Origin of the sequence: Streptosporangium sp. 'caverna' (genome assembly GCF_003203775.1) — a bacterium.
GTDB lineage: Bacteria > Actinomycetota > Actinomycetes > Streptosporangiales > Streptosporangiaceae > Streptosporangium > Streptosporangium subroseum.
Window position 1 is genome coordinate 10,943,733 of record NZ_CP029711.1, and the last position, 23,368, is coordinate 10,967,100.

The 23,368-nt window shown below is 68.6% G+C and carries 22 protein-coding genes, 1 tRNA gene and 1 riboswitch; of the genes, 9 read left to right on the top strand and 14 right to left on the bottom strand.

The window, feature by feature from the left end; translation table 11 throughout:
* Window positions 1-67 precede the first annotated feature (67 nt).
* From DKM19_RS47385 to DKM19_RS47410, 6 genes are read right to left on the bottom strand one after another with little or no spacing between them, the layout of a single operon-like run.
* Entirely contained in the window at window positions 68-1,480 is a 1,413-nt protein-coding gene (locus DKM19_RS47385) for a serine/threonine-protein kinase (protein WP_110705115.1), read from the bottom strand.
* Window positions 1,477-2,934 carry a penicillin-binding protein 2 gene (locus DKM19_RS47390; RefSeq protein ID WP_110705116.1) on the bottom strand — a complete coding sequence of 486 codons (1,458 nt, stop codon included), beginning with the start codon at window positions 2,932-2,934 and terminating at the stop codon, window positions 1,477-1,479. Before DKM19_RS47390 ends, DKM19_RS47385 begins: the two co-directional genes overlap by 4 nt.
* Window positions 2,931-4,313 carry an FtsW/RodA/SpoVE family cell cycle protein gene (locus tag DKM19_RS47395; protein WP_110705117.1) on the bottom strand — a complete coding sequence of 461 codons (1,383 nt, stop codon included), beginning with the start codon at window positions 4,311-4,313 and terminating at the stop codon, window positions 2,931-2,933. Before DKM19_RS47395 ends, DKM19_RS47390 begins: the two co-directional genes overlap by 4 nt.
* A gap of 9 nt (window positions 4,314-4,322) precedes the next feature.
* Window positions 4,323-5,612, bottom strand: a complete 1,290-nt coding sequence (locus DKM19_RS47400) for a Stp1/IreP family PP2C-type Ser/Thr phosphatase (protein ID WP_110705118.1) — start codon at window positions 5,610-5,612, stop codon at window positions 4,323-4,325.
* Complete coding sequence (locus DKM19_RS47405) at window positions 5,609-6,079, bottom strand: FHA domain-containing protein (protein ID WP_089213172.1); 471 nt, start codon at window positions 6,077-6,079, stop codon at window positions 5,609-5,611. The genes DKM19_RS47400 and DKM19_RS47405 overlap by 4 nt, the downstream gene beginning before the upstream one ends.
* A 17-nt stretch (window positions 6,080-6,096) precedes the next feature.
* Window positions 6,097-6,837, bottom strand: a complete 741-nt coding sequence (locus DKM19_RS47410) for a DUF3662 and FHA domain-containing protein (RefSeq protein WP_089213171.1) — start codon at window positions 6,835-6,837, stop codon at window positions 6,097-6,099.
* 237 nt (window positions 6,838-7,074) lie between these two features.
* Here DKM19_RS47410 and DKM19_RS47415 point away from each other — a divergent pair.
* Window positions 7,075-7,157, top strand: a tRNA-Leu gene (locus DKM19_RS47415).
* Window positions 7,158-7,509: 352 nt separating this feature from the next.
* Here the strand turns inward: DKM19_RS47415 and DKM19_RS47420 are convergent.
* Complete coding sequence (locus DKM19_RS47420; RefSeq protein WP_110705119.1) at window positions 7,510-8,544, bottom strand: hemolysin family protein; 1,035 nt, start codon at window positions 8,542-8,544, stop codon at window positions 7,510-7,512.
* Window positions 8,541-9,995 carry a hemolysin family protein gene (locus tag DKM19_RS47425; protein WP_110705120.1) on the bottom strand — a complete coding sequence of 485 codons (1,455 nt, stop codon included), beginning with the start codon at window positions 9,993-9,995 and terminating at the stop codon, window positions 8,541-8,543. The genes DKM19_RS47420 and DKM19_RS47425 overlap by 4 nt, the downstream gene beginning before the upstream one ends.
* Window positions 9,996-10,288: 293 nt before the next feature.
* On the opposite strand from DKM19_RS47425, the gene DKM19_RS47430 reads away from it, so the two are divergent.
* On the top strand, window positions 10,289-11,575 hold the full coding sequence (locus tag DKM19_RS47430) for an LCP family protein (protein ID WP_239513981.1): 1,287 nt from the start codon (window positions 10,289-10,291) through the stop codon (window positions 11,573-11,575).
* Window positions 11,576-11,705: 130 nt separating this feature from the next.
* On the opposite strand, the gene DKM19_RS47435 is transcribed toward DKM19_RS47430, so the two are convergent.
* Window positions 11,706-12,368, bottom strand: coding sequence for a GPP34 family phosphoprotein (locus tag DKM19_RS47435; RefSeq protein WP_110705121.1), 663 nt, complete (start codon window positions 12,366-12,368; stop codon window positions 11,706-11,708).
* A 136-nt stretch (window positions 12,369-12,504) separates the two neighbouring features.
* On the opposite strand from DKM19_RS47435, the gene DKM19_RS47440 reads away from it, so the two are divergent.
* The 3 genes from DKM19_RS47440 to DKM19_RS47450 all read left to right on the top strand — a co-directional run bounded on the left by DKM19_RS47440 (window position 12,505) and on the right by DKM19_RS47450 (window position 16,001).
* Window positions 12,505-12,828 (top strand): rhodanese-like domain-containing protein, encoded by a 324-nt coding sequence (locus DKM19_RS47440; protein ID WP_110705122.1) that lies wholly within the window; start codon window positions 12,505-12,507, stop codon window positions 12,826-12,828.
* 768 nt (window positions 12,829-13,596) lie between these two features.
* A complete protein-coding gene (locus DKM19_RS47445; protein ID WP_110705123.1) occupies window positions 13,597-14,298 on the top strand; it encodes a hypothetical protein in 702 nt (233 codons plus the stop codon).
* 254 nt (window positions 14,299-14,552) lie between these two features.
* Window positions 14,553-14,664, top strand: a riboswitch (TPP riboswitch).
* On the top strand, window positions 14,655-16,001 hold the full coding sequence (locus DKM19_RS47450) for a cytosine permease (protein ID WP_110705124.1): 1,347 nt from the start codon (window positions 14,655-14,657) through the stop codon (window positions 15,999-16,001). It overlaps the preceding riboswitch by 10 nt.
* Before the next feature lie 147 nt (window positions 16,002-16,148).
* Here DKM19_RS47450 and DKM19_RS47455 read toward each other — a convergent pair whose 3' ends face one another.
* The gene (locus DKM19_RS47455; RefSeq protein ID WP_089213506.1) at window positions 16,149-16,733 is read right to left on the bottom strand and encodes a methylated-DNA--[protein]-cysteine S-methyltransferase; all 585 of its coding nucleotides are present in this window, start codon (window positions 16,731-16,733) and stop codon (window positions 16,149-16,151) included.
* Window positions 16,734-16,859: 126 nt separating this feature from the next.
* Between DKM19_RS47455 and DKM19_RS47460 the strand changes: the two genes are divergently transcribed.
* On the top strand, window positions 16,860-18,755 hold the full coding sequence (locus DKM19_RS47460) for a PAS domain S-box protein (RefSeq protein ID WP_110705125.1): 1,896 nt from the start codon (window positions 16,860-16,862) through the stop codon (window positions 18,753-18,755).
* Between the two features lie 156 nt (window positions 18,756-18,911).
* A complete protein-coding gene (locus DKM19_RS47465; RefSeq protein ID WP_110705126.1) occupies window positions 18,912-19,376 on the top strand; it encodes an ATP-binding protein in 465 nt (154 codons plus the stop codon).
* 150 nt (window positions 19,377-19,526) lie between these two features.
* On the opposite strand, the gene DKM19_RS47470 is transcribed toward DKM19_RS47465, so the two are convergent.
* The 3 genes from DKM19_RS47470 to DKM19_RS47480 form a co-directional block, all read right to left on the bottom strand.
* Window positions 19,527-20,222, bottom strand: coding sequence for a membrane protein insertase YidC (locus DKM19_RS47470; protein ID WP_110705127.1), 696 nt, complete (start codon window positions 20,220-20,222; stop codon window positions 19,527-19,529).
* A 66-nt stretch (window positions 20,223-20,288) separates the two neighbouring features.
* Complete coding sequence (locus DKM19_RS47475; RefSeq protein WP_110705128.1) at window positions 20,289-20,555, bottom strand: DUF6412 domain-containing protein; 267 nt, start codon at window positions 20,553-20,555, stop codon at window positions 20,289-20,291.
* Window positions 20,552-20,737, bottom strand: coding sequence for a hypothetical protein (locus DKM19_RS47480; RefSeq protein ID WP_162641157.1), 186 nt, complete (start codon window positions 20,735-20,737; stop codon window positions 20,552-20,554). The genes DKM19_RS47475 and DKM19_RS47480 overlap by 4 nt, the downstream gene beginning before the upstream one ends.
* Before the next feature lie 176 nt (window positions 20,738-20,913).
* Here DKM19_RS47480 and DKM19_RS47485 point away from each other — a divergent pair, with 176 nt between their 5' ends.
* Window positions 20,914-21,609, top strand: coding sequence for a response regulator transcription factor (locus DKM19_RS47485; protein ID WP_110705130.1), 696 nt, complete (start codon window positions 20,914-20,916; stop codon window positions 21,607-21,609).
* A complete protein-coding gene (locus DKM19_RS47490) occupies window positions 21,606-22,763 on the top strand; it encodes a sensor histidine kinase KdpD (RefSeq protein ID WP_204358559.1) in 1,158 nt (385 codons plus the stop codon). The genes DKM19_RS47485 and DKM19_RS47490 overlap by 4 nt, the downstream gene beginning before the upstream one ends.
* Here the strand turns inward: DKM19_RS47490 and DKM19_RS47495 are convergent.
* Complete coding sequence (locus tag DKM19_RS47495) at window positions 22,750-23,265, bottom strand: hypothetical protein (protein ID WP_239513982.1); 516 nt, start codon at window positions 23,263-23,265, stop codon at window positions 22,750-22,752. The two genes, DKM19_RS47490 and DKM19_RS47495, sit on opposite strands and share 14 nt — an antisense overlap.
* Between the last annotated feature and the right edge of the window lie 103 nt (window positions 23,266-23,368).

Genomic DNA, 23,368 nt, shown 5'->3' on the forward strand with positions numbered 1-23,368 from the left:
TTACCGTTCATCTTGGGTGCCGGCGGGCTTTTGGGCCACCGGTGTCCATCATCGACCCGTTGCCGTGTCACGTCTCCCCATTCGACGGGGCTGTGTCGCCGGGGCCGGGAGTGGTGCTTGGTGTGAGGCTCGGTGTCGCCGTCGGGGTGGTGGGCGTTGGGGTCGAAATAGTCGGGCTGGGGCTGGGCGGTGGCGACTTCGTCGGCCGGATGGTAGGCGTGGCCGATGTGCTTACCGTAGCCGACGGCGTGACCGAAGGGCGGTGCGACTTCGTCGGTGTGACCGGCGGTCTACTCGTCGCGGGCTTGGTTCTGGTCGGCCGGACCGTCGGATGCTTGGTGGCCGGGCTCGATCTGATCGCCGGTTCTTCCGGCTTGTTTCCGCTCGGCCTGTCCGTAAGATCATGGACCACCAGCGCGCCCAGCCCGACGGCCGCGGCACATCCCGCGACCGCGGCGGCGATCACCGTCGTCCTGCGCAGGCCACGCCGCCTCGTGGAGGTCCGTACGGTGCCCGCCGAACCCCAGCCCGGACCCGGGCCCGACCCCGGACCCTGATCCGGGGGCGGGGACAGGATCGGTGCGATCTCCTCCGGCCACTCGGTCGCCGGTTCGGCTCGCCATCCCGCCGGGTCGGTGAGCATGCTCAGGCCCGTGGCGCCTCCGGTGGCGAGTGCCTCAAGCAGCAGGTTTGCCCGCTCGGACAACTCTCTGGCACTGGCCGGACGCCGCTCGGGGTCCTTGGAAAGGCACGACATGATCAGATTGCGCACCCCGGCCGGAATGGCTGCCGGCAGCGGCGGCGGAGGCTCGCTGAGATGCATGAGCGCGATCGCCACCTGCGTCTCGGCGACGAAGGGCGGACGTCCCGCCAGGCATTCGTAGGCCACCACGCCGAGCGAGTAGAGGTCCGTGGCGGGGGTCAGCGGGAGTCCGGAGGCCTGCTCGGGGCTGACGTACTGGGCGGTGCCGAGCAGGATGCCCGTCTGGGTCACCGGTGCGGCCTGCAGAACCCGGGCGATGCCGAAATCTGTGATCTTGATCACGCCGGCCTCGGTGACCAGAATGTTGCCCGGCTTGATGTCCCTGTGGATGATTCCCGAGCTGTGCGCGGCCTGCAGCCCCTTGGCCGTCTGCTGGACCACGTCGAGGGTGACCTCGACGCTCAGGCTGCCGTCGCGGACCAGGATGCCCGCCAGCGACTCGCCGGGAACGAGCTCCATCACCAGATAGGCGATGCCGTCGGCCTCGCCGTAGTCGTAGACCTGGGCGATGCCGGGGTCGGCCAGCCCCGCCGCGATCCGGGCCTCGGAGCGGAACCGTTCGCGGAAGGCCGGATCCGCCGCCATGTGCTGCCGGAGCAGCTTCACGGCCACCTCGCGGCCGAGCAGCTCGTCCTCGGCCCGCCATACCTCGCCCATGCCGCCCGTCGCGATGCGACCCAGGGGGCGGTAGCGGCCCCCGAGCAAGCCGGCGGTCATCTACCCAGCACCGCTTCAATCACGCTCTTGGCGATGGGAGCGGCGGTGTGGCCGCCGGAGGCCTCGCCTCCGGCGCTCCCGGACTCGACGATCAGAGCAAGGGCGATCTTGGGGTCTTCGGCGGGGGCGAACGAGATGAACCACGCGTGCGGGTCACTGCCCTGGGAGGTCTCGGCGGTGCCGGTCTTGCCGGCGACGGTCACTCCCGGGACCTGCGCGGCGCTCGCGGTGCCCTTGGCGACGACGTTGACCATCATCTCCGTGAGCTTGCGCGCGCTGTCCTCGCTGATCGCGGTGGACAGCTCTTCGGGCTCGGCGCTCTGGACCTCGCCGCCCTCCGAGTCCGCGATCTTGTTCACCAGGTACGGCTTCATGACCACGCCCTTGTTGGCGATGCCCGCGGCGACCATCGCCATCTGCAGCGGGGTCATCTGGTTGCTGCGCTGGCCGATCGAGGCCTGGGCGAGCGCGGCCTGGTCCTCGCGGGGACCGATCGAGCTGGGCGAGACCGGCATCGGGATCGCCACCGGGTCACCGCCGATGCCGTACTTCCTGGCCTGCTCCTGGATGGCGTCGTAGCCGAGATCCATGCCCATCTTGGCGAACGGCGTGTTGCAGGACTGCTCCAGCGCGAACGACAGCGTCACGCGTCCGGAGCCGCACGCCGCGCCGCCGAAGTTGGGCAGGTCGGCGGTGGTGTTGGGCAGGTCGAGCACCGTCGGAGCGTCCACCTGGGTCTCCGGGCCGACGGTGTCGTCGCTCTCCAGAAGTGCGGACAGGGTCACCACCTTGAAGGTCGAGCCCGGCGGGTAGGTGCGCTCGATGGCCCGGTTCAGCAGCGGCTGGTCCTTGTCGGTCTCCAGCTTCTTGGAGGCCGCGTTGACTACGCCCTTGTTCGGCTTGGACAGCAGGTTGGGGTCGTAGGTGGGGATCGAGACCATGGCGAGGATCGCCCCGGTCTTCGGCTCGATCGCGACCAGCGCGCCCTTCTTGCCGCTCTCGCCCAGCGCCTTGTAGGCCGCCTCCTGCGCCTTGGGGTTGATCGTCAGGTCGACGTTGGCGCCCTTGGACTGCTTGGCGGTGAACAGGTCGAGGCTGCGCCGGATCAGCAGGTCGGCGCTCGTCCCGTTGAGCAGGGTGTTCTCCGCCTTCTCCATGTCGCGTTCGCTCTCCGGCGCGAAGAACCCGGTGATGGGGGCGTAGACCTTGCCCCCGGGATAGCGTCGCTCGAATCGGAAGTCGTTGGTGCCGGTGTCGACGGACTCGGCGAGGACCTTGTCACCCGCGGTGATCCGGCCACGCTGAATCGCGTAGCGCTCGTAGAAATTACGACTGTTACGTGGGTCCGAGCGCAGACCATCCGCCCGTACGGCCTGCAGGTAGTTCACATTGATCATCAGCAGGCCGAACATGAGCAGGCAGGCCAGGGCGGCACGCTTGAGGGGGCCGTTCATCGCTGGAACACCTGTGTCATTCCTTCGTCCTGGATGGCTTGGGGTGGCGGCTTCCTAGCCGCATCCGACATGCGTACCAGTAACGCGATAAGGATCCAGTTAGCCAGCAGAGCCGAACCACCCTGGGACATGAAGGGCGTGACCAGGCCGGTCAGCGGGATCAGGTTGGTCACGCCGCCGACGATGATGAAGACCTGCCAGGCCAGGATGAACGACAGACCACCCGCCAGCAGCTTGGAGAACGGGTCTCGGGCCGCGATCGAGGTGCGCAGACCGCGCTCCACCAGCAGGGCGTAGATCATCAGAAGGGCCATCAGCCCGGTCAGGCCGAGCTCCTCGCCGGTGGCGGGGAAGATGAAGTCGGAGATGGCCAGCGGGATCAGCTCCGGGTGCCCCTGGCCGAGCCCGGTGCCGAAGATCCCGCCGCTGGCCATGCTGAACAGGCCCTGCATGAGCTGGGCGCTGCCGCCGAGCTCGCGATCGTAGAGCTCCTGGTTGCCCGGGTCGAGGAAGACCTCGAAACGGGCGTACACGTGATCGAAGAGCAATCCGGCGAGAACCGCGCCGCCGATGAAGAGCAGAATGCCGATCAGGACCCATGAGGTGCGCTGGGTGGCGATGTAGAGCATCGCGATGAATGTGCCGAAGATCAGCAATGAGGAACCGAGGTCCTTCTGCATGATCAGCACACCCAGGCTGAGACCCCAGGTGATGAGGACGGGGCCGAGGTCACGGGCGCGGGGCAGGTCGATGAAGAGCAGCCGGCGTCCGGCCAGGGCCAGCACGTCGCGCTTGGCGACCAGGTAGCCGGCGAAGAAGATGATCAGAGCGAGCTTGGCGAACTCGGCGGGCTGGAGCTGGCCCAGACCGGGGATGCCGATCCAGATGCGTGCGCCGTTGACCTCTTGGCCGATGCCCGGCAGTAGCGGCGAGATCAGCAGGAAGAGTCCGATGGCTCCCGCCGTATAGGTCAGCCGCTGCAGTGCGCGGTGGTCGCGCAGCACGATCAGAGTCACGGAGAACATGACGACGCCGATGGCCGTCCACAGGAGTTGCGTGCTGGCCGACGCACCGAACGCGCCGACCTGTTCGAGGCGATAGATCATCACCAGCCCGATGCCGTTGACCAGCGTCACCAGTGGCAGGATCAGCGGATCCGCCCAGGGGGCGAACTTGGCCAGCACCAGATAGGCGGCCAGCACGAGCCCGCCCAGGCCCAGTCCGTAGGTGAGCATTCCCGCGGGGATCTTCTTGTCGATCGCGAGCCCCACGTTGGCGTAGGCGATCATCACGATCACGACCGCTAAAGCGAGCATCGCCAACTGGGCCATCCGCCGCTTGGCGGGCAGGGGGACGGGCTCGGCGCTTGGGGTGCTCATGTGTTACCGCTACCTTGAGGGTTTTGGAGTCGGGGTGGCGCTCGGCGAGACGCTCGGCTGGGAGGTCGGCTCGTCCTTCCCGTCGGGGGTCGCCGACGTCTTGAGTTCTTCGATCTTCTTCAGTCCCGCGTCGACGCTGGGAACGGGGATGCCGTCGCGGACCTGGCCCTGCTGGAACGCGCTGAGGACCGAGACCGACTCGGCGGTGCTCTTGGCGACGTCGAAGAGGTCGACGGGGCCGACGCTGGTCGGCAGGCCCTGAAAAACCACGATCTCGTTACCCCGAGCCCCTACGAAGTATTGGCCGTCGAGCCATTGGTTCCCGAAATACCAGCCGAAGCCGCCGCCGATGACGACGACGCCTCCCACGACGACCATAAGCGGCCACAGTCGACGACGTTTGGCCGGCCGCCCTGTGGCCCTGGCGACCGGCTCCTCGAGATCGTCATCCGTGATGACCGGCTGGGGCATCGTGACCGCGCCGGCATGTCCCGCCGGCGCGTCCGACGCCGGTGACCGCAGGGTCGACCCGGCCGCACCGACCACGGCGGCCTCGGCGAGCGGGGCGAGTGCCTCTTCCACCTCCAGGACGTCGGCGAGGACGCAGGTGATGTTGTCGGGACCGCCACCGCGGTTGGCCAGGTCGATGAGCGTGCGGACCACCGTGTCGGGGTCCTCGATCGTGGAGAGCGTGTGATGCATCGTCTCCGCGGTCACCACCCCGGACAATCCGTCGGAGCAGAGCAGGTAGCGGTCGCCGACCTGGGCCTCGCGCAGGGACAGGTCGGGGTCGACCTCGCCGCTGCCGTCGAGCGCCCGCAGCAGGATGGAGCGCTGCGGGTGGGTGGCGGCCTCCTCCTGGGTGATCCGGCCGTCGTCCACCAGGGACTGCACGAGCGTGTGATCGTGGGTGATCTGGTAGAGCTCCCCCGCCCGCAGAAGATAGGCGCGTGAGTCGCCGACGTGGACCAGGGCGACCCTGGTGCCGGACCAGAGCATGGCGGTCAGGGTGGTGCCCATGCCCTTGAGGCTTGAATCCCGGGCCACCATCTCGTGCAGCCTGCGATTGGCGTCGCGTACAGCCGCCTCGATGGCGCTGAGCAGGTCACCCCCCTGGGTGTCCTCGTCGAGGGAGGACATTGCGGCGATGGCGACCGAGCTGGCCACCTCACCGTGCGCGTGGCCGCCCATACCGTCCGCGACGGCGAGCAGGCGGCCGCTGGCGTAGGCCGAGTCCTCGTTGCCTTCACGGAGGAGGCCGACGTCGGAGCGGGCGGCGTAACGGAGTGCGATGGTCATTTGCGCAATTCGATGACGGTCTTGCCAATGCGGATCGGAACACCGAGCGGCACCGGAGTCGGACGGGTGACTTTAGAGCGGTCGAGATACGTTCCGTTGGTCGAACCGAGATCTTCCACGATCCACTGACCGTCCTGGGGGAAGAGCCGGGCATGCCGGCTGGAGGCGTAGTCATCGCTGACTACCAGAGTGGCGTCGGTTGCTCGGCCGATGGTGATTGGCGTCTCCGAGAGGGTAATGGTGGTGCCTTGCAGGGGGCCACCGGTGACGACCATTTGCCGTGGTTCCCCCTTCTTGGATTTGACCGCGGCGGGCTTTGCGGGTTTGGGGACCTTGCGCGCGGTGACAGCGGCGGCCGTGCGTGATCCGAACAAGTCTGTCCGGATCACACCGACCGCGGCAATCACGAAGAACCACAGCACCGCGAGGAACGCGAGCCGGATCAGCAGCAGCGTGAGCTCGGACATGGACCGTCTGTTTACCTTTAATCGCGCCGGAAAACCAGAGTCGTGCGCCCCAGGGTCACGCGAGTGCCGTTCTGGAGCTCGACCCGGCGAACCGGCTGGCCGTTGACGAAGGTGCCGTTCGTGGAGCCGAGGTCGACGAGTGCGACCTGGGGACCCTCCACGCGCAGCTCGGCGTGGTGCCGGGATACACCCGGGTCGACCAGCCGTAGATCACAGTCGGTGCCCCTGCCGAGCAGCGTCACCGGTGTTGTCAGATCGTAGGACCGTTGTCCCTGCGGGTCGTCCTGGGTGGAGACCAGCAGGCGGGGGTGGCCCTCGAAGGGATTCAGTTTGGGCGCGGGAACGTCGCTCACGGGCTGGCGGATCTCGTCCTGCTCGACCGTCGCGCCGCGGATCACTCCCGAGCGGATGCGGAACAGGCCGACCGCGAGATCGCCGGCGGTCTCGAAGCGGACCCGGACCGGTCCCACGAATGAGTAACCCTGCTCCTTGGCGTACTCCCTGGCGAGGTTCGCGAGCTCGTGGCCGATGCTGTCGGCATAGACCTCGAGGCGTTCGCTGTCGGTCGTGGACAGTTCCACCACGAAGTCGTTCGGCACGAGCGTGCGCCCCTGCGCGACGATCGCCGCCCGTTCGTCCATCTCCCGTTGGACCGCGCTGGCGACCTCTACCGGCTGAAGGTCAGATTTGAACGCCCGCGCAAAGGCCCCTTCAACCAAGCCTTCGAGCCTTCGCTCGAAACGCTGAAGGACTCCCACCGGGTACCTCCCTTCCTCCGTCTATCTGGTCGCGGTCGCTCGGGAACTCGTTGGCTCGGTCGTCGCTTCTCCGCACCCGGTTCCTCCGCCCGCTTACATGATCGCGGGCGCTCGGGCGCTCGTTGGCTCGTTCCTCGCTCTCCTGCACCCGGTCCCTCCGCTTCGCATCTAGGAGGATCGTATCCGGGTTCATGGGTACCGGCCGATTCGTGCTAATGTTTCGACCGCACCCAACAAGGGCGGGTGGCGGAACGGCAGACGCGCACGGTTCAGGTCCGTGTGTCCGAAAGGACGTGAGGGTTCAAATCCCTCCTCGCCCACTTAAGACAATCACGTAAGGCCCCGATCGCGCGGACAGCGCGTCGGGGCTTTGTTCGTTTCTCGGGAGCTGCGCGTTCATCGGGGCCGTCCGTGGAGTTTCGAGTCGGGTGAGCCGGTCAAGCGATCATCGATCAAAGTAGCTGTTCGCTCCGTTATAGAGAAGACCCAGCCGTTACGCACGGTCCTTTTACCTTTTGGGTCGACTGCGGAGTGCGCCCCCGTTTCTAACCACCACCGCTTGCCGATCACTTTCGGATCACTTGCAACCTCCGCGTCGAGGGCCGATCCGATTACGCTGACAGAGAAAACGGGCCGGGGAGAGGTTTCTCCCCGGCCCGTCTGTCATATCCGCTAGCGCGTGACGAGAGCCCGGACGTCCAGAAGCTCGCCCAGAAGGTCGGTGAGGCTCACCATCCCGATGACCTCGCCACCCGCGTCGGTGACGATGCCCACGTGGGCGTGGGCGTCCTGGAGCGTGGAGACCGCCTCGGGGATCGTCGTGGTCTTCTGCAGCCGGGGTGCCGGCCGGGCGAGCTCGGAGGGGCTCGCCTCGGGCCGGATCAGGATGTCCCTGACGTGCAGCACGCCCAGGACGTCGTTCGGCCTGCCCGAGTTGACCAGCAGACGCAGGTGCCCGCTGTCCGCGGCGATCCTGCGCATCTCGGGTCCCGTGGCGTTCCCGGTCACGCAGGTGACCCGCGCGATGGGCAGCATCAGCCGCTCGACCGGCTGCTGGTGGACCCGCAGGGCCCTGGTGAGCAGGTCGTGCTCGTTGCGGTCGAGCAGGCCCATCCGGCCCGACTCACCGACCAGCATGGCCAGCTGAACCGGGGTCCTGGTGGTGGCCAGCTCGTCCCTCGTGTGCACGCCGAACAGCCTGAGCATCGCGTTGGTCAGGCCGTTGAGCGAGGCGAGGACCGGCCGCACCACCCAGGTGAAGCCCCGGAACGGCAGGGCCAGTCCCAGCGCCGCCGTCTCGGGGTGGGTCAGCGCCCACGACTTGGGCGCCATCTCGCCGATCACCATGTGGAGGAAGGTGATCAGAGCCAGCGCGATCACGAGCGAGATGGGCACCCGCAGCGAGTCGGGCAGGCCTATCGCCGCGAAGATCGGTTCGAGCAGGTGCTCGATGGCCGGTTCGGTCACCATGCCCAGGCCGAGCGAGCACAGGGTGATGCCGAGTTGTGCCCCGGCCAGCATCAGGGGAAGCTCCCTGCTCCCGCGTACGGCGGTGCGGGCGGCGATCCGGGTCAACCGGCCGCCCTTGCCCGCGAGCTCCTCCAGGCGGTGCCTGCGAGCCGATATCACCGCGAACTCGGCGGCGACGAAGAAGGCGTTGCCGATCAGCAGGACCACGCCGAGCAGCAGGGCCGCGGTGGCGCTCATCGTTTCTCCACCGCGCTTCGCTCGATCATGGGTGTGCCGGGGCCACGCTCGATCATCCGTGGCGCGGTCATCGCCGGTTCGTTCTCTTTCTCGTCTGTGGGCGCGGCCTCCCCGGGGGCGACGGGCGCGAGCCGTACCCACTCGGGGACCCTGCGATGCACCGACAGCACGGTGAGCACCGCGTCGGCCTCGTCCGCGCCGTCGTTTTCCAAGGGGTCGTTCTCCATGGTCAGGGTGACGGTGACCTGGTCGCCGGGTTCGGCCATCCGCCCGAGGGCGGCGAGCACGAGGCCGGCGATGGTGTCGTAGTCGTCGCTCTCGGGGAGCGACAGCTTGGTGGCCCGCTCGACCTCGTCGAGTCGCAGCGTGCCCGGGAGGTCCCAGGTGCCGTCGTCGCCCGCGACGACCCCCGCGGGCTCCGGGTCGTTCTCGTCCATGAGCTCGCCCACGAGCTCCTCGGCGAGGTCCTCGATGGTGACCACACCGGCCAGACCGCCGTACTCGTCGATGACGCAGGCCATGTCGTCGCCGGCGGAGCGCATGCGCTCCAGCACGGCCGGCAGCGGCAGGGAGGTCGGAACCAGGAGCGCGGGGCGGGTGATCTTCTCCAGCGGGCCGTCGGACAGGCCGGAGCGCAGCAGCTCCCGCACGCCGGTGACGCCGACCACGTCGTCGCCGTTCTCGTTGCAGAGCACCGGGTAACGGGAGTGGCCGTGCTCGCGGACCGCGTCGATCAGGTCGGAGATCGGGAGCTCGTCCCTGAGCAGCACCACGCGGGGCCGCGGCACCATGACGTCCTCGGCGGTGCGGTCACCGAACTCCAGCGCGCGCTCCAGCAGCTCCGACAGCCCCGGTGGGAGGTCGCCGGCCGTGGCCGACTCGGAGATGATCCGGGACAGCTCCTCGGGGCTGGCGCCGTGCTCGATCTCCTCGACCGGCTCCACGCCCACCAGGCGCAGCAGGCCGGTGGCGGCGGAGTCGAACAGCCGGATGACCGGCCCGGCGATCTTGAGATAGACGAGGGTCGAGCCGGAGAGGAACTTGGCCACCGGCTCGGGACGGGCGATGCCCAGGTTTTTGGGGGCCAGCTCGCCGAGCACCATCTGGACGACCGTGGCGATCGCCACGGCCAGGGCCACGGCGATGCCCGGTACGGCACTCCCGGGCACGCCCGCCGTCTGTAGCCACGGGCGGATCACCGTGGCGATGGCGGGTTCGGAGATGAAGCCGACCAGCAGGGCGGTGACGGTGATGCCGAGTTGCGCGCCCGACAGCATGAACGACAGGCGTCCGGTCACCTCCAGCGCCCGCTTGGCGGCGGCGTCACCGGCGTCGGCCTGTTCGCGCAGCACGCCGCGGTCGGCGGCCACGAAGGCGAACTCCTGGGCGACGAAATAACCGGTGGCCAGGGTGAGAAGTAGTACGGCCAGCAGGCCAAGAGCCGTGTTCACCGGGTTGCTCTCCCGGTTGAATCAGCGATTCCCGTGCATTCGCACGGGCAGGTACTCCACGGGTCCGAAGTGGACACGATCATCCTTTCGAGCAGCAGTCGTCTCTACCGTAACGATCCAGATGGGGGTCGATGTTTCCGGATCGGCCGACGATCGCATTGCCGGTGGCTAAGTACCCTTCTGTGTACTTTTACGCAGGAGAACCTTTAAGACCTATCTGCGCACACGGGAGCGACGACGTAGCGTCGATAATGACGTTCTCACCCTGAGATCAAGAAGTGGCGGAACACGACGTGGCTGACTGGCCGGAAGACGACGATCGCACCCGTAAGCTGCGGTCGCCCATGCCCGCGCCCATACCGCCGCGAGCGGCCGGGCAGCCGGCCTACCCGGTGCCGGGCGCGCCTGCGGAGCCCGCAAGGGAAGCGCCGGCGGACGACGCGCGACCCCGGGGATCCTCGCGGGTCTACGGCAAGGCCAGGTCGGGCTCGACCCCCGTCAGGCCCCTGTCGCCGTCCGCCGAGGCGCCTGCCACCGCCTTCCAGGGCGGCCCGCCGGCCGTCTCCGGCGGGGGCTCCGGCGGGAAGGGCGGCCCCCGGACCCCGAGCCGCTCCTGGCGGCCCAAGCGTCCCGGCAGGCTGGCCGTACAGATTCTCGTCGGTCTGCTCGTGCTGCTGCTGGTGCTGGCCGTCGGCGGATATTTCATGATTAATTCGAGGCTGGTCCACGTCGCCGCCCTGAGCGACTATGAAGGCCGTCCCGCCGCCACAGCCGGAACCAACTGGCTGCTGGTCGGCTCCGACAGCCGTGCGGGCCTGACCAAGGCCCAGCGTAAGAAGCTCGCCACCGGCAAGGCCCTCGGCCGCCGGACCGACACGATGATGCTGCTGCACATCCCGGACAACGACGACCGCCCGACCCTGGTCAGCCTTCCGCGTGACTCCTACGTGCCGATCGACGGCCACGGCAGCGACAAGCTCAACGCGGCCTACGCCTTCCAGGACGGCGGGCCCAAGCTGCTCGCCAAGACCGTGGAACAGGTCACCGGCCTGCGGGTGGACCACTATATGGAGATCGGCTTCGGCGGCTTCGTGGGCATCGTGGACGCCATCGGCGGGGTGGAGATCAACGTCCCGCAGGCCATCAAGGACCCCAAGGCCGGGATCAACCTGAAGAAGGGCCTGCAGGTGATGGACGGCGGAACGGCCCTCGGATTCGTCCGCACCCGTGCCACCGGCGCCATCCCCGACTTCGATCGGACCAAGCGCCAGCGCCAGTTCTTCTCCGCGGTGGTGAAGAAGGCCGCGAGCCCGGGGGTCCTGATCAACCCCTTCACCTCCGTCCCGCTCGCGCTGAGCGCCGCCGACTCCGTGACCATCGGCGAGGAGAGCGGCGCCTTCAACCTGCTCTCCCTCGGTCTCGCCATGGGCGGCAACCCGGTCACCACGGTCGTTCCCGTCGGCTCGCTGCCCACCATCAACGGCCAGGCCGTCGTCAAATGGGACACGGACAAGGCCCTTCGCATGTTCAGGGCCCTGGCCGAGGACAAGCCCGTTCCCAAGGACGTCCTCCCGAAATGACCCCGTGTCTCCGGCGTGAACACCGGAGACGCCTCCCGCCGCACCAAGCGCGGGCCTTTCTCCCCGGCTTCACGTCGGGAGAAAGGCCCGCGTCTCTGCGGCGGTCGTAGCGGTTCGACCGGCGGAGACGCTACTGGCCGGAGGCGCCCGCCGAGGAGGCGCCGGCGATGGCTCCGCTCATCACGGCCACCATGATCGCGGCGTTGATCGACGCGATGGTCTTGGCGACCGCCTCGCCGGCCCACTCGCCCTCGGTGATCTCCCGGATGCGATCCCCGCTCGCGTCGGGAAACGCCTTGCGGTCGATCTTGGCCGCATGCAGTACGGCGACCAGCACAGCGATCCGCTCGTCGGGATCGGTCCCGGACAGCACGCTCTGGACGCGCTCGCGGATTCCCCGCTCAATGCTCGGATCCCGCTCCGGGTAGCGGGTGGAAGGGAAGATCCCAAGGATCTTGCGCTGCTCCTCGCGCAGCACGCCCCGCTCTGCCAGGCGGGAGAGCAGGCGCTTGCGAAGCTTGGTCGAATGGAACTTCTGGACCCACCACTCGGGCTTGCGCTCCCTCGGCTCCCCGGCGATCCTGGCCAGTGCCGCGTCGAGCTCCTCGTCCCCGAGGGGGGTCGCATCGCGGACGGTGACCTGCTTGCCCGCGAGGTCGATCCGGTCGTGGATCGCCAGCTCCGCCAGTATGGCGCCGCCAAGTGCGGCGTCCAGCTCCGAGGAGCCGATCAGTTGCCTGCCCTCCGCCTCGCTGTAGGCGAGGAGGAGCACTTCCTCCGCGATCGTCGTCATCGCTCGACCCTACGTCGTGAGCACCATGTGAGGGCCGAGCGCGAGGGATGGCCCACGAGCTCGCCTTCTGGGGCGTTCCCTGAGCCTCCGAGCGGCTTTGGGACACATTCGGTGAAGGACTTGGGACAATGGGTTCATGAGTGTTCCTGAAATCGAAGTGCAGGCCGTGCCGGATGATGCGTTCCTGCTCGACGTACGCGAGATCGACGAGTGGCGAGCGGGCCACGCGCCCACCGCCGTCCACATCCCGCTGGGCGAGCTGCAGGCCCGGGCCGGAGAGGTGCCCAAGGACGCGCCCGTATACGTGATCTGCCGCCTCGGCGGTCGTTCCGCGAACGCCGCCGCCTGGCTGAACCATGTCGGCTGGGATGCGATCAACGTCGGTGGCGGCATGCAGTCCTGGGACCTCGCGGGCCGTCCCATGATCGGCGAGAACGGTGGAGACCCGTTCGTGGCCTGAGAGCCGGTAAGAACGCCGGGGCCGTCCTTCATCCCCCGGATCCCGGGCCGATCCGCCCCGGCCGGTGTGAGCACACCGGGAGGCGTCATCCGGGGCGGGGGTGTGCGCGGCCCTCGCGGTACCGGTCGCCGGTGGATCCCGCGATCAGTCTCCAGAGGTCCCTCCAGGTCTGGAGAGAGCAGGCCTCCAGACCTGGAGGAGCGGTTTCGACGGTGGTCACCGCACGACCGAGACGGGACGGGGTGGCAGAAGCCGCGCCTCGCCCGAGCTTCCGTCCCCTTCGGTCCCTGCGCTCGCGGCACCGGCCGCGATGGGCTCGCTCAATACAGAAGCCCCTGAAATAGCGTCGATATCTCATTTTTCTTCATTCCGTCACGTTTCACGGAATCATTGTTGCTTAATCCGTAAGACGATCGTTTCGTAGCATGAAGATTCGGTCCCACCCCGGAAATTCGAGGCGCCGACCGACATTCGTGGCCTTTTGGCGCCCATTCGTGAAGAGTGGGGAAGTTGTCGTAAACTCCCCTTGTCTTCCTGTGATCATGGCTCTGAGCTGCCCATATGCGCTCTCGCGGCAAATTTTCGTCGCGGATGATCCCCATCGACTTCCCTGAGGGCGGATCGACATCAATGCATTTGGGCATAAATATTAGGTGGACTTAATAAATTATCTTCAATTCATTTCTTTACTCGGGTTTTCAATGGCAATGGGCGGAGAACAATCCGTCCGGGCGTCCAAAGACGCCGCTGTCATTGAAAGGGACTCTTATGCTTCGTCTTCGGAATATTGCCGTCGGTACCGCCGCGATCGCCGCTTTCGGCCTGGCCGTGCTCGGCACTCCTGCGATCTCCAACGCCGCCACGACGGACCCCGCACCCGAGGCCTCCAACGCCGCCCCGATGGACCCCGCTCCCGAGGTCTCCAACGAGGCCCCGATGGACTCGGCTCCTGCGGTTTCCAGTGAGGCCCCGATGGACTCGGCTCCTGCGGTCTCCAACGAGGCCCCGATGGACCCCGCTCCCGAGGTCTCCAACGAGGCCCCGGCGGACTCGGCTCCTGCGGTTTCCAGTGAGGCCAAGGCGGACTCCGCTCCTGCGGTTTCCAGCGAGGCCCCGGCGGACTCCGCTCCTGCGGTTTCCAGCGAGGCCCCGGCGGACTCGGCTCCTGCGGTCTCCAGCGAGGCCCCGATGGACTCGGCTCCTGCGGTTTCCAATGAGGCCAAGGCGGATTCCGCTCCCGAGGTTTCCAGTGAGGCCAAGGCGGACTCGGCTCCTGCGGTCTCCAGTGAGGCCAAGGCGGATTCCGCTCCCGCCGCCGCGCAGGCGGACCTGTGCGCGAACGTCAAGGCCGCCACCGGGCCGTTCCTCAGCCTGGTCGGCGCCAGGCTGATGCCCCTCGGCACCGCCCTTGACATCAGCTCCGACATCACCGGCGCGACCGTGCCCCAGATTCTCGGCTGCCTCGTCTAAGAACCGTTTCGCCTCACCACCGGGTCCTCGCGTGATGCGGGGGCCCGGTGGTGTTCGCGTTCGGGCCCGGTGCGGAACCACTCGTCCGGAGACCGAATGCCTGCAGTACGGCCGTGGGCGCACGGTCTCGCCGCTTACGCGGCCGTGCGCCCACGAATTCGTACCGTGGGATGGGCGCTTCAGCCCGGCGCTGGCTGAACACGGACACATAGGGCATCATGAGGGCGCGAGCTGGGATGATCCCGGCTTTGCGCACCAACCGACGCGGGAGCTTGGGGCAACCAGGCTGAGAGGGCAGCTACAGCTGCTGCCGACCGCATGAACCTGTCCGGGTAATGCCGGCGTAGGGAGCGTTAATGACGCCTGCCATCGTTGATCACAGCGCGGCCGAGGCCCCTCTCACCCTCGACGAGGCACCCCCCAAGACCCTCGGCGCGCTCGATCAGGGCGCGTTCTGGGCCAATCTGGGTGTCAGCCTGCTCGGGTTCTCCTTCGCGCTGTTCCTGATCAATCCCCTGCTCGACGAAAACCCGCTCACCTTCACCGCGGCGCTGGTCGCGGCCCTCGTCGGCAGCCTGATCGGCACCGCGATGGTCGGCCTCGCCGCGGTGCCGGGAGCGCAGACCGGCCAGCCCGCCATGGTGCTGCTGCGCGGGCTGTTCGGCGCGAAACTCTCCTACGTCCCCACCGTGCTGAACATCATCCAGATGATCGGATGGGGCGCGTTCGAGCTGTGGGTCGTCGCGATGGGCGCACAAGCGATCTTCGGATCGTCGGTCCCCTACGCGGTCTGGGCGATCGTGGCCGGGGTCCTGACGACGGCGCTGACCATCTACCCCCTGGGAGCCATCCGGCTGATCCGGCGTTTCGTCACGGTCGGCGTGATCATCTCGATGGCGTGGTTCGCGGTGGTCTTCTTCCGTGACACCCCCGTCCAGACCGGCGGCTCCTGGGACGCCTTCGCGCCGGCCGTGGACTTCGTGGTCGCCCTGTCGGTGTCGTGGGTGCCGGTCGCGGCGGACTACGCCCGGCACTCGCGCTCCAGCCGCGGGGCCTTCATCGGCGTCGTCGGCGGCTACACCATCGCCCAGGTCGCCTGCCTGGCCGTCGGCGTCTACGCGGTGGCGCTCGCCGGGCACAACCTGGTGCTGGAGCAGCCGACCGCCGTGTTCGCCCCGTTCGTGGCGGCCCCGCTCGGCGCGCTGTTCTTCGGCATCCTGGTGCTGCGCGAGACCGACCAGTCGTTCGCGAACGTCTACTCCACGGCGATGTCGCTGCAGAACCTGATGCCACGGGTGGACCGCCGGATCTTCTCCGTGATCATCGGCGTGCTGACCACGGGCATCGCCCTCGTCATCGACGTCAACTCCTACAGCGCGTTCCTCAGCATCATCGGCGCGGTGTTCGTGCCGATGCTCGGAGTGCTGGTGGTCGACTACTTCCTGCTCGGTCGCGGCAGAGACTGGAACACCTCGGAGAACGCCCCCTCGCGCTGGCTCATGGTGATCCCGTGGGTGCTCGGCTTCGTCACCTGGTGGCTGCTCGCCGCGCCCTCGGCGGTGTCGTGGTGGGCGCAGATCTGGGACGGCGTCAGGGGAGCCATCGGGTTCACTCCTCAGCCGTGGATGAGCGCGTCGATCGGCGCGTTCCTCGTCGCGGGCCTGCTCACCCTGGGCATCGGCCTGCTCCGGCGCCGCTCCTGACCCTCCGGGCGCCGGGGTGGTTCCGGACCCCGTGGGTTCGGCGCACTCCGGCGTCCCTCCGCGATCCCCGGGCTTTTGGCGAGCCCGGGGCCTCGTGGCTTCGGCGTGCCTCCGGTGCCGTCGCCGGACTTCCGGATGCTCGGCGGCCTACGAGCCGCCGGGTGCGTGGCCTGCGCCGTTGGCCTCGATGCGCAGCAGCCGTTCCTTGACGGCCGGGCCTCCCGCGTAGCCGCCGAGGACGACCTCGCTCTCGACCACCCGGTGACAGGGCACGATCACGCACACGGGGTTGCTGCCCAGCGCGTTTCCGACCGCGCGCAGCGCCCGGGGCCTGCCGATCCGCTCGGCGATCTCGCGGTAGGTGGTCACCGTCCCGTACGACACCGCGAGCATCATCTGCAGCACGGTCCTGGCGAACTGCGTGGCCAGCCGTAGGTCGATCGTTGTCGTGAAGGCGCGCAGCCGGCCGGAGAAGTAGGCGTCCAGCTCCCGGCGGACCGGGTCGAGACGCCGCGCGTCCGGCCCGATGAACGTGCCGACCTCCCTGCTGACCCGCTCGAAGACGATGTTCTCGTCCTCGTAGCTGCATGCCACCACGCCCCGGTTCGTCACGGCGAGGGTGAGGCGTCCCACCGGGCCGTCGAGAGTGCCGAACGCGATGTCCGGATGGCTCGTCCCGATGTAGTTGGGCGAGGTCACCCGTAGCAATGCATCGATGTCGCCGGATGACATGGCCCCACCCTTTCGTATCCAGGTGTGTGGTGACCGCAGCGTATCGGACGGATCGCCCCGGCGAGTGGCGACACGTGCGGGGCGAAAGTGCCAAGATCAGGCTGGTGGAAGCGGCACTATGGATACGTGGGGTACGACGGGGCCGGAAGTGACGGTGGCATCGGCCATGTGGCCGTTGCCGGTGCTCCCCATGCGATCGTCGCCGGTGCTCCCAACGCGATCGTCGCCCTTGACCGGGACGAGACCGTTCTCACATGGAATCCCGCCGCGGAACGCCTGTTCGGCTGGTCGGCCGGGGAGATGCTCGGCCGCCGCGCGCCGGTGGTCCCCGAAGAGCTGGTGGCCGAGCACAACGCGGTTCTCGAGCGCGTCCGCACCGGCGGTCAGGTGTCGTTGCGGACCAAGCGGTTCCACCGGGACGGCAGCCTGTTCGACGTGCGGGTGGACACCAGCGCGCTGCGCTCGGAGACCGGCGACCTGCTCGGCTATGTCAGCGTCTACCACCTGGCCCAGGACGACGAGACCGCCGACGACCGGACCTCCCGCCGGGCACAGCTCGTCCGGAGGCTCGCCGACGTGGTCGCCGACATCAACGCGGAGCGGGAGCTGCCCGCCGTGCTCGACCGGATCGCGGCCAGCCTCACCGAGCTGACCGGAGCCGACGCGGGCGGGTTCGTCCGCATCGAGGGCGACCGGCTCCGTCTCGTGGCCCGCCACAAACTCCCCGAATCGCTGCACGGCTCCACCGCCGACCTCCGTACCAGCCTGGTCGGCAAGCTGCTGCGCGGCGGCAGGACCGTGCTGCTGGAGACCGGCGACCAGGGCCGGCTGGACGAGCTGATCTGGTCGCGGCTGCCCGGCCTGCACACCATCGCGCTCGGCCTCGCCGCGATGGGCGGCCGGCCGTACGGCGCGCTGTACGCGCTGTTCGCCAAGCGCAAGGTCGGCCATCTGGAGCTGGAGCTGCTGGAGCTGCTCGCCGGGCATGCCGGGATCGCCGTCGGCAACGCCATGGCCTACCAGGAGGCCGAACGGCAGCGCGCCCACGAACGGGCGGTGTTCGACGCCAGCGCCGACGGCATCGCGGTCCTCGACGGTCTGGGCCGGGTCGTCCAGTGGAACCCCGCGGCCACCGAGCTGACCGGCTTCCACGCGGCCGAGGTGATCGGCTGGCCGCCGCCGTTCCAGCTGCCGGAGCCGGGCGACAAGCTCACCCTCCAGCTTCCCTCGGGCACCTGGCTGGACGTGCTCTGCGCGGAGATCGTGGAGACGGGAGAGATCGTGGTCGACTTCCGCGACATCACCCGGAGCAAGGAGCTGGAGGAGGCCAAGGACCTCTTCCTGGCCACCACCAGTCACGAGCTGCGCACTCCGATCACCGTGGTCCGCGGCTTCGCCAGCACGCTCGACGCGCGCTGGGACAGCATGACCGACGCCGAGCGCCGTTCCGCCGTGCACACCATCGCCGAACGGGCGCGTTCCCTCAGCCAGCTCATGGACCACCTGCTGCTGGGCTCCCGGGCCGGAGCCGGTGAGCTGACGCTCAGGATCGAGGGCTTCGACCTCGGCGAGCTGGTCCGGGCCGCCACGCTGGGCCTGCCGGTCCTGCCCGAGCTGCATCGGATCGAGGTGAACGTCCCCGAGGACCTGCCTCTGGTCTCCGGCGACGCGTTCGCCACCGACATCCTGCTGGGCCAGCTCCTGGAGAACGCGTTCAAGTATTCACCGGACGGCGGTCTGATCAGGGTCGAGGCCTGGGTGGACGGCGATCAGGTGGTGCTGGTCGTCGACGACGAGGGCGTCGGGATCGCCCAGGCCAGCCGGGAGCACGTCTTCGAACGCTTCGTCCAGGGGGACAGCGGTGATCGCCGCCGGTTCGGCGGGGTCGGCCTCGGCCTCTACATCGTGCGGAGCCTGGCACGCGCCCAGGGCGGCGAGGTGTCGGCGCACCCGCGTCCCACCGGTGGCACTCGAATGCGGCTGGCCTTGAGCATTGCCGACACGCCCGGCCCCCTTACCTAACCGACACGCCGATGCGGTAACGAGTCGGTCACGGAAGAGCTGATCTATTGTCGAATGTGCACAAGCTGTAATTGACACCCGGTTTCTAAGACCATCTAACGGGGCATTTCGGTCGTACAGGGGTGTGTTCCTTAGGGGGAACAGGGATACGGGGAGGTGAGTGCGTCGAGCGTCGTGTTGTTGCCGTATGCACCGTCCAGCGTCGCTGTCGCACGTCAACGCCTCTCCTCTGACCTGCAGGAATGGGGCGTTTACGAAACCGCGATCGATGATGCGGTGCTCGTGGTCAGCGAACTGTTGAGCAATGCGCTTCGTCACGCGCACCCACTGCCGTCGGGGCAGATCAGAGTGGCGTGGCGCTGGGCCGAAGAACACGTCGAGGTTGCGGTGAGTGACGGTGGCGCTGCCACCGAACCTCGGGCAGGCCGCCCCACGCTCTCCTCTCTGGGGGGACGGGGCCTCGGCATCGTCGAGTATGTGGCTTCCCAATGGGGGGTCAGGCACGAGGGCGAGACCACCACGGTGTGGGCGGTGGTTACCGCTGTCAGCACTGTCAGTAATGGCCAGGTGGGCAACGGCCAGGTCTCCGTCGCCGAGCCCGCCCTGCGGGAATGCGGTTAGCTCCTGTCCTGCCTCACGGTGTGGTGAGACAGGACAGGAGCTCGCAGATCAGCACCCGGCAAAGTGCCACCCGGGCCGGTGCCCGGTGAGCCGCCGGACCGAGTGGAGAGCGCTCCGGGCCCGGTCGGTGTCGGCCGGGGCGGAACGGGGTCAGTGCCCGGCGAGCGCCGGACGGTGCAGGAAGGCCCGCTCACCGGCCGCCCACGAGGTGGTGACGAGCAGATAGATCCCCGCCGCCAGCGGAAGCACGGCCGCGGCCAGCACCGTCCCGAACGGCATCAGCGGCATGACCCCGCGCAGGAACTCCGGCTGGACCTCGTCGCTCATCGTCCGCCGTATGCGCTGTGATGTGATAAATGCCACAACGAGCAGCATCAGAAAGAGTCCGGCGAAGACCAGCGTCGGCCCGCTGAGCAATCCGAACCCGGCCACCGTGCTCGCGAACTGCTGTCCCAGCGGCACCCCGAACAATCCATGGGTGAGGAGCGCGTTGGCGTTCCCGGCGATCGTCGAAGAGATGAAGACCTGGTACATCACCATGAAAAACGGCATCTGGGCGACCCCCGGCAGGCAGCCGGCCAGTGGCGAGGTCTTCTCCCTGGCGTAGAGGGCGGACAGCTCTCGCCGGAGGCGCTCGGGGTCGCGGCCGTACCGCTTTCTCAGCTTCTGGACCTCGGGCGAGAGCCGCGCCCTGGCCCGCTCGCCCCTGGCCTGCATGACGCCGAACGGCAGCAGCAGGAGCCGGACGCCGAGGGTGAACACGATGATCGCCAGTGCGGTGGAGTTCAGGGGCTGGGCGAGCGCGGTGATGAGACCGGCGGTGAACTCGATGACGGAGTCGAACATGGGAGCCCTTCTGACTGGAATGGAATCAGCACAGAAGGCGCCCGCGATCCGGACGTGTCTGGGTGGCTACGCGGGCGCCGAGCCCGCCGAGGGTGCTCTGGACCGGGACCGCCCGGCCGCGTCGGGGTCGCGCTGCCGGACGAACATGGTCCGCCTGGCCCGGTCGCGCCGGGAGAGCGGCGAACGCCGTCCCGCTTCCGAGGCGACGGGAACCTGACGAAGCGCCCAGGCGAGCAGGAGCACACCCAGCCCGACCACGGCGGTCGCCGTCATGAGCCCGCCGCCGTCGAACAACCAGACGGAGAGCGTCTGGAGGGCGAGGAGCAGGTTCACTTGCCGGACTTGCCGGACTTGCCGAACTTGCCGACCACGGTGACCGCGGCGACGGCCACGACGGCCACGAGAGCAAGGAGGAACGCGAACTTGAGAAGCCCGAAGAGTGCCGGCAGCACGAGCCCGAACACCACGTAGAGCGCGAGCATGACGCCCAGAACTGCCATCACGATACGACCCATGCGGACCACCGTACGTCCTCGGCCGGAGCGGAGAGAGTCGGAACCATAACGATCTAGTGATCACGGATCGGAGGCGAGGCCACGGGGAGCCCGCGGGCCGGTGGCGGAGTCAGGGAGTGCTTACGGACCGGTGACGGGACTGAGCAATCCGCCCGTCCGGGCCTACCGTGGGGACCATGAGCGCACGGATTCTGGTGGTCGACGACGATCCGATGGTCGCCGAGGTCGTGGCCCGCTATCTGGAACGCGACGGCCACACGGTCGAGTGTGTGGGAGACGGCGAGGAGGCGCTCAGACGAGCGCTGGCCGATCCGCCGGACCTGCTGGTGCTCGACCTGATGCTGCCCAGAATGGACGGGCTCCAGGTCTGCAGGAAGCTCAGGGAGCGATGGCCGGTTCCGGTGATCATGCTGACCGCGCTGGGCGACGAGATGGACAGGGTCGTCGGCCTGGAGACCGGCGCCGACGACTATGTCACCAAGCCGTTCAGTCCTCGCGAGCTGGCCCTGCGGGTCCAGTCGGTCCTGCGGCGGGCCCGCGGCGTCTCGGTGCCCTCCGGCGTCGGCGTGCTCAGGGACGCCGAGCTGACGGTCGACGTCGGCGCCCACGAGGTGCGGCTCGGCGACGAGGAGATCATGCTGACCGCCCGCGAGTTCGACCTCCTGGCCCACCTGATGCGCAACCCCCGTCAGGCCTTCAGCCGCTCCACCCTGCTCAACCAGGTCTGGGGCTGGTCCTTCGGCGACTCCTCCACGGTGACGGTCCACGTCCGCCGCCTCCGCGAGAAGATCGAGCCGGACCCGACCGTCCCCCGGCGCATCGTCACGGTGTGGGGTGTCGGCTACCGCTACGAGCCCCTGGCACTGCCGTGATCCCCGAGATGCTGCTGATCGTCGCGGTCACGGCCGGGCTCGGCCTGCTGGTCGCGGTGGCCGGGCTGGGCCTGATGCGGCTGCTGCGGGAGCGGTCGATCGGGGTGATGCTCGCGGTGGTCGCCGTGGTGACCGTCGTGGCGACGGTGGGCGGCGTGGTCGCCATCACCCTACAAATGATCATCGAGGGCGCGCCCAGGGACATCGTGCTCAGCGTGGTCGCGGTCGGCGGGCTGGTCGGCCTGGGCGTGGCGACGGTGCTCGCCCGCCGGGTCGTGGCGGCCAGCCGCAGGCTCGTCGACGCCGTGCACGCGGCATCGCCCACGGGGGAGTTCGTGCCGCCCGGCGGCCTGCCCGCCGAGCTCGGCACGATCGCGAAGACCCTGGAGCAGGCCTACCGCAGCCTCCGCCTGGGCCACGAACGCGAACGCTCCCTGGAGAGCGCCCGCCGCGAGCTCGTCGCCTGGGTCAGCCACGACCTGCGCACCCCCCTGGCGGGCATGCGGGCCATGGCCGAGGCGCTGGAGGACGGCGTGGTCGCCGATCCGGAGACCGTGAGCCGTTATCACCGGCAGATCCGCCTCGAGGTGGACCGGCTGTCGGGCATGGTGGACGACCTGTTCGAGCTGTCCAGGATCCATGCCGGGACGCTGCGCCTGTCTCGCCGGCGGATCGGTCTCAGCGACCTGGTCGCCGACGCGCTGGCCGGGGTGGAGCAGCTGGCCAGGGCCAAGGGAGTACGGCTGGCGGGTGAGGCCGACGTGGCGGTCCCGGTCCAGGCCGACGCGGGAGAGCTCTCCCGGGCGCTGGGCAACCTGGTGGTCAACGCGATCAGGCACACCCCGGAGGACGGCACGGTGTGGGTGCGCGCGGCGGTGGAGGAGGGGGTCGCCTGCCTGTCGGTCGCCGACTGCTGCGGCGGCATCCCGGCAGACGACCTGCCCCGTGTGTTCGACGTCGCCTTCCGCGGGGAGACGGCCCGGACCCCCAGCACCGACGGAGCCGGCGCGGGCCTCGGCCTGGCGATCGCGCGCGGCATCATCGAGGCCCATCAGGGGGTCATAGACGTCGTCAACGCCGGCCCCGGATGCCGGTTCGAGATCCGCCTCCCCCTGTCCGTGCCCGAGGGGCCTGCGGCCGTCATGTCCCGGTGACTCCGTTTTTCCCGATGACCATGTTGGGAGCCGCGAGGTCACCCTCGGTCCTGCGGGAGACCAGGAGGGTCATCGGGGCCGGCTCGTCGTCGTGGTCGATCTCGACGTGCTGGCAGGACGTCGGGGTCCTCGCGGTGCCGAAGGACTCGGCCATGGCGCGGAAGGTCGGGCACGGCCATCGCCACATGCAGCTCCGGCAGCGCAGGATCGGGTGCGCCGTGTCGCTGGTGATGCCGCCCGCGTCGCGAGGCTGATGGAGGTCGAGCAGCCTGACCCCGAGCGTCGCGAAGTCCAGCAGCTCTTCGCGCGCTCCTTCGAGGAAGTCGAGATCCTCGCTGGACAGGCGGGTTCTGATCGGGACGTAGCCCTCGTGGTTCACCAGACCGCGGAGGGAGTTGGCCGCATCGCGCCACGATGTGGCTTTCTCGGTGCAGGCGATCGTGGACTCCAGGTGCTCCCGGAGTCGCTGTCGTTGTGGATCCTCTGATAGGTCGGTGTTCATTGCGCGTTCGAGCCCGTTTCTCTACTCAACGGCCGTCACTGTCGTAGCGCAGCGATGGTCGGGAGGTGCCGGGTCTCCCCCCTTTCCGGCCATGCCGGTGTCG

Excerpts from the sequence above, each read along its gene's own strand:
- DKM19_RS47385 (WP_110705115.1), bottom strand. The coding sequence starts at position 1,480 with ATGACCGCCGGCTTGCTCGGGGGCCGCTACCGCCCCCTGGGTCGCATC.
- DKM19_RS47390 (WP_110705116.1), bottom strand. The coding sequence starts at position 2,934 with ATGAACGGCCCCCTCAAGCGTGCCGCCCTGGCCTGCCTGCTCATGTTC.
- DKM19_RS47395 (WP_110705117.1), bottom strand. The coding sequence starts at position 4,313 with ATGAGCACCCCAAGCGCCGAGCCCGTCCCCCTGCCCGCCAAGCGGCGG.
- DKM19_RS47400 (WP_110705118.1), bottom strand. The coding sequence starts at position 5,612 with ATGACCATCGCACTCCGTTACGCCGCCCGCTCCGACGTCGGCCTCCTC.
- DKM19_RS47405 (WP_089213172.1), bottom strand. The coding sequence starts at position 6,079 with ATGTCCGAGCTCACGCTGCTGCTGATCCGGCTCGCGTTCCTCGCGGTG.
- DKM19_RS47420 (WP_110705119.1), bottom strand. The coding sequence starts at position 8,544 with ATGAGCGCCACCGCGGCCCTGCTGCTCGGCGTGGTCCTGCTGATCGGC.
- DKM19_RS47435 (WP_110705121.1), bottom strand. The coding sequence starts at position 12,368 with ATGACGACGATCGCGGAGGAAGTGCTCCTCCTCGCCTACAGCGAGGCG.
- DKM19_RS47440 (WP_110705122.1), top strand. The coding sequence starts at position 12,505 with ATGAGTGTTCCTGAAATCGAAGTGCAGGCCGTGCCGGATGATGCGTTC.
- DKM19_RS47445 (WP_110705123.1), top strand. The coding sequence starts at position 13,597 with ATGCTTCGTCTTCGGAATATTGCCGTCGGTACCGCCGCGATCGCCGCT.
- DKM19_RS47450 (WP_110705124.1), top strand. The coding sequence starts at position 14,655 with ATGACGCCTGCCATCGTTGATCACAGCGCGGCCGAGGCCCCTCTCACC.
- DKM19_RS47455 (WP_089213506.1), bottom strand. The coding sequence starts at position 16,733 with ATGTCATCCGGCGACATCGATGCATTGCTACGGGTGACCTCGCCCAAC.
- DKM19_RS47470 (WP_110705127.1), bottom strand. The coding sequence starts at position 20,222 with ATGTTCGACTCCGTCATCGAGTTCACCGCCGGTCTCATCACCGCGCTC.
- DKM19_RS47480 (WP_162641157.1), bottom strand. The coding sequence starts at position 20,737 with ATGGGTCGTATCGTGATGGCAGTTCTGGGCGTCATGCTCGCGCTCTAC.
- DKM19_RS47485 (WP_110705130.1), top strand. The coding sequence starts at position 20,914 with ATGAGCGCACGGATTCTGGTGGTCGACGACGATCCGATGGTCGCCGAG.
- DKM19_RS47495 (WP_239513982.1), bottom strand. The coding sequence starts at position 23,265 with ATGAACACCGACCTATCAGAGGATCCACAACGACAGCGACTCCGGGAG.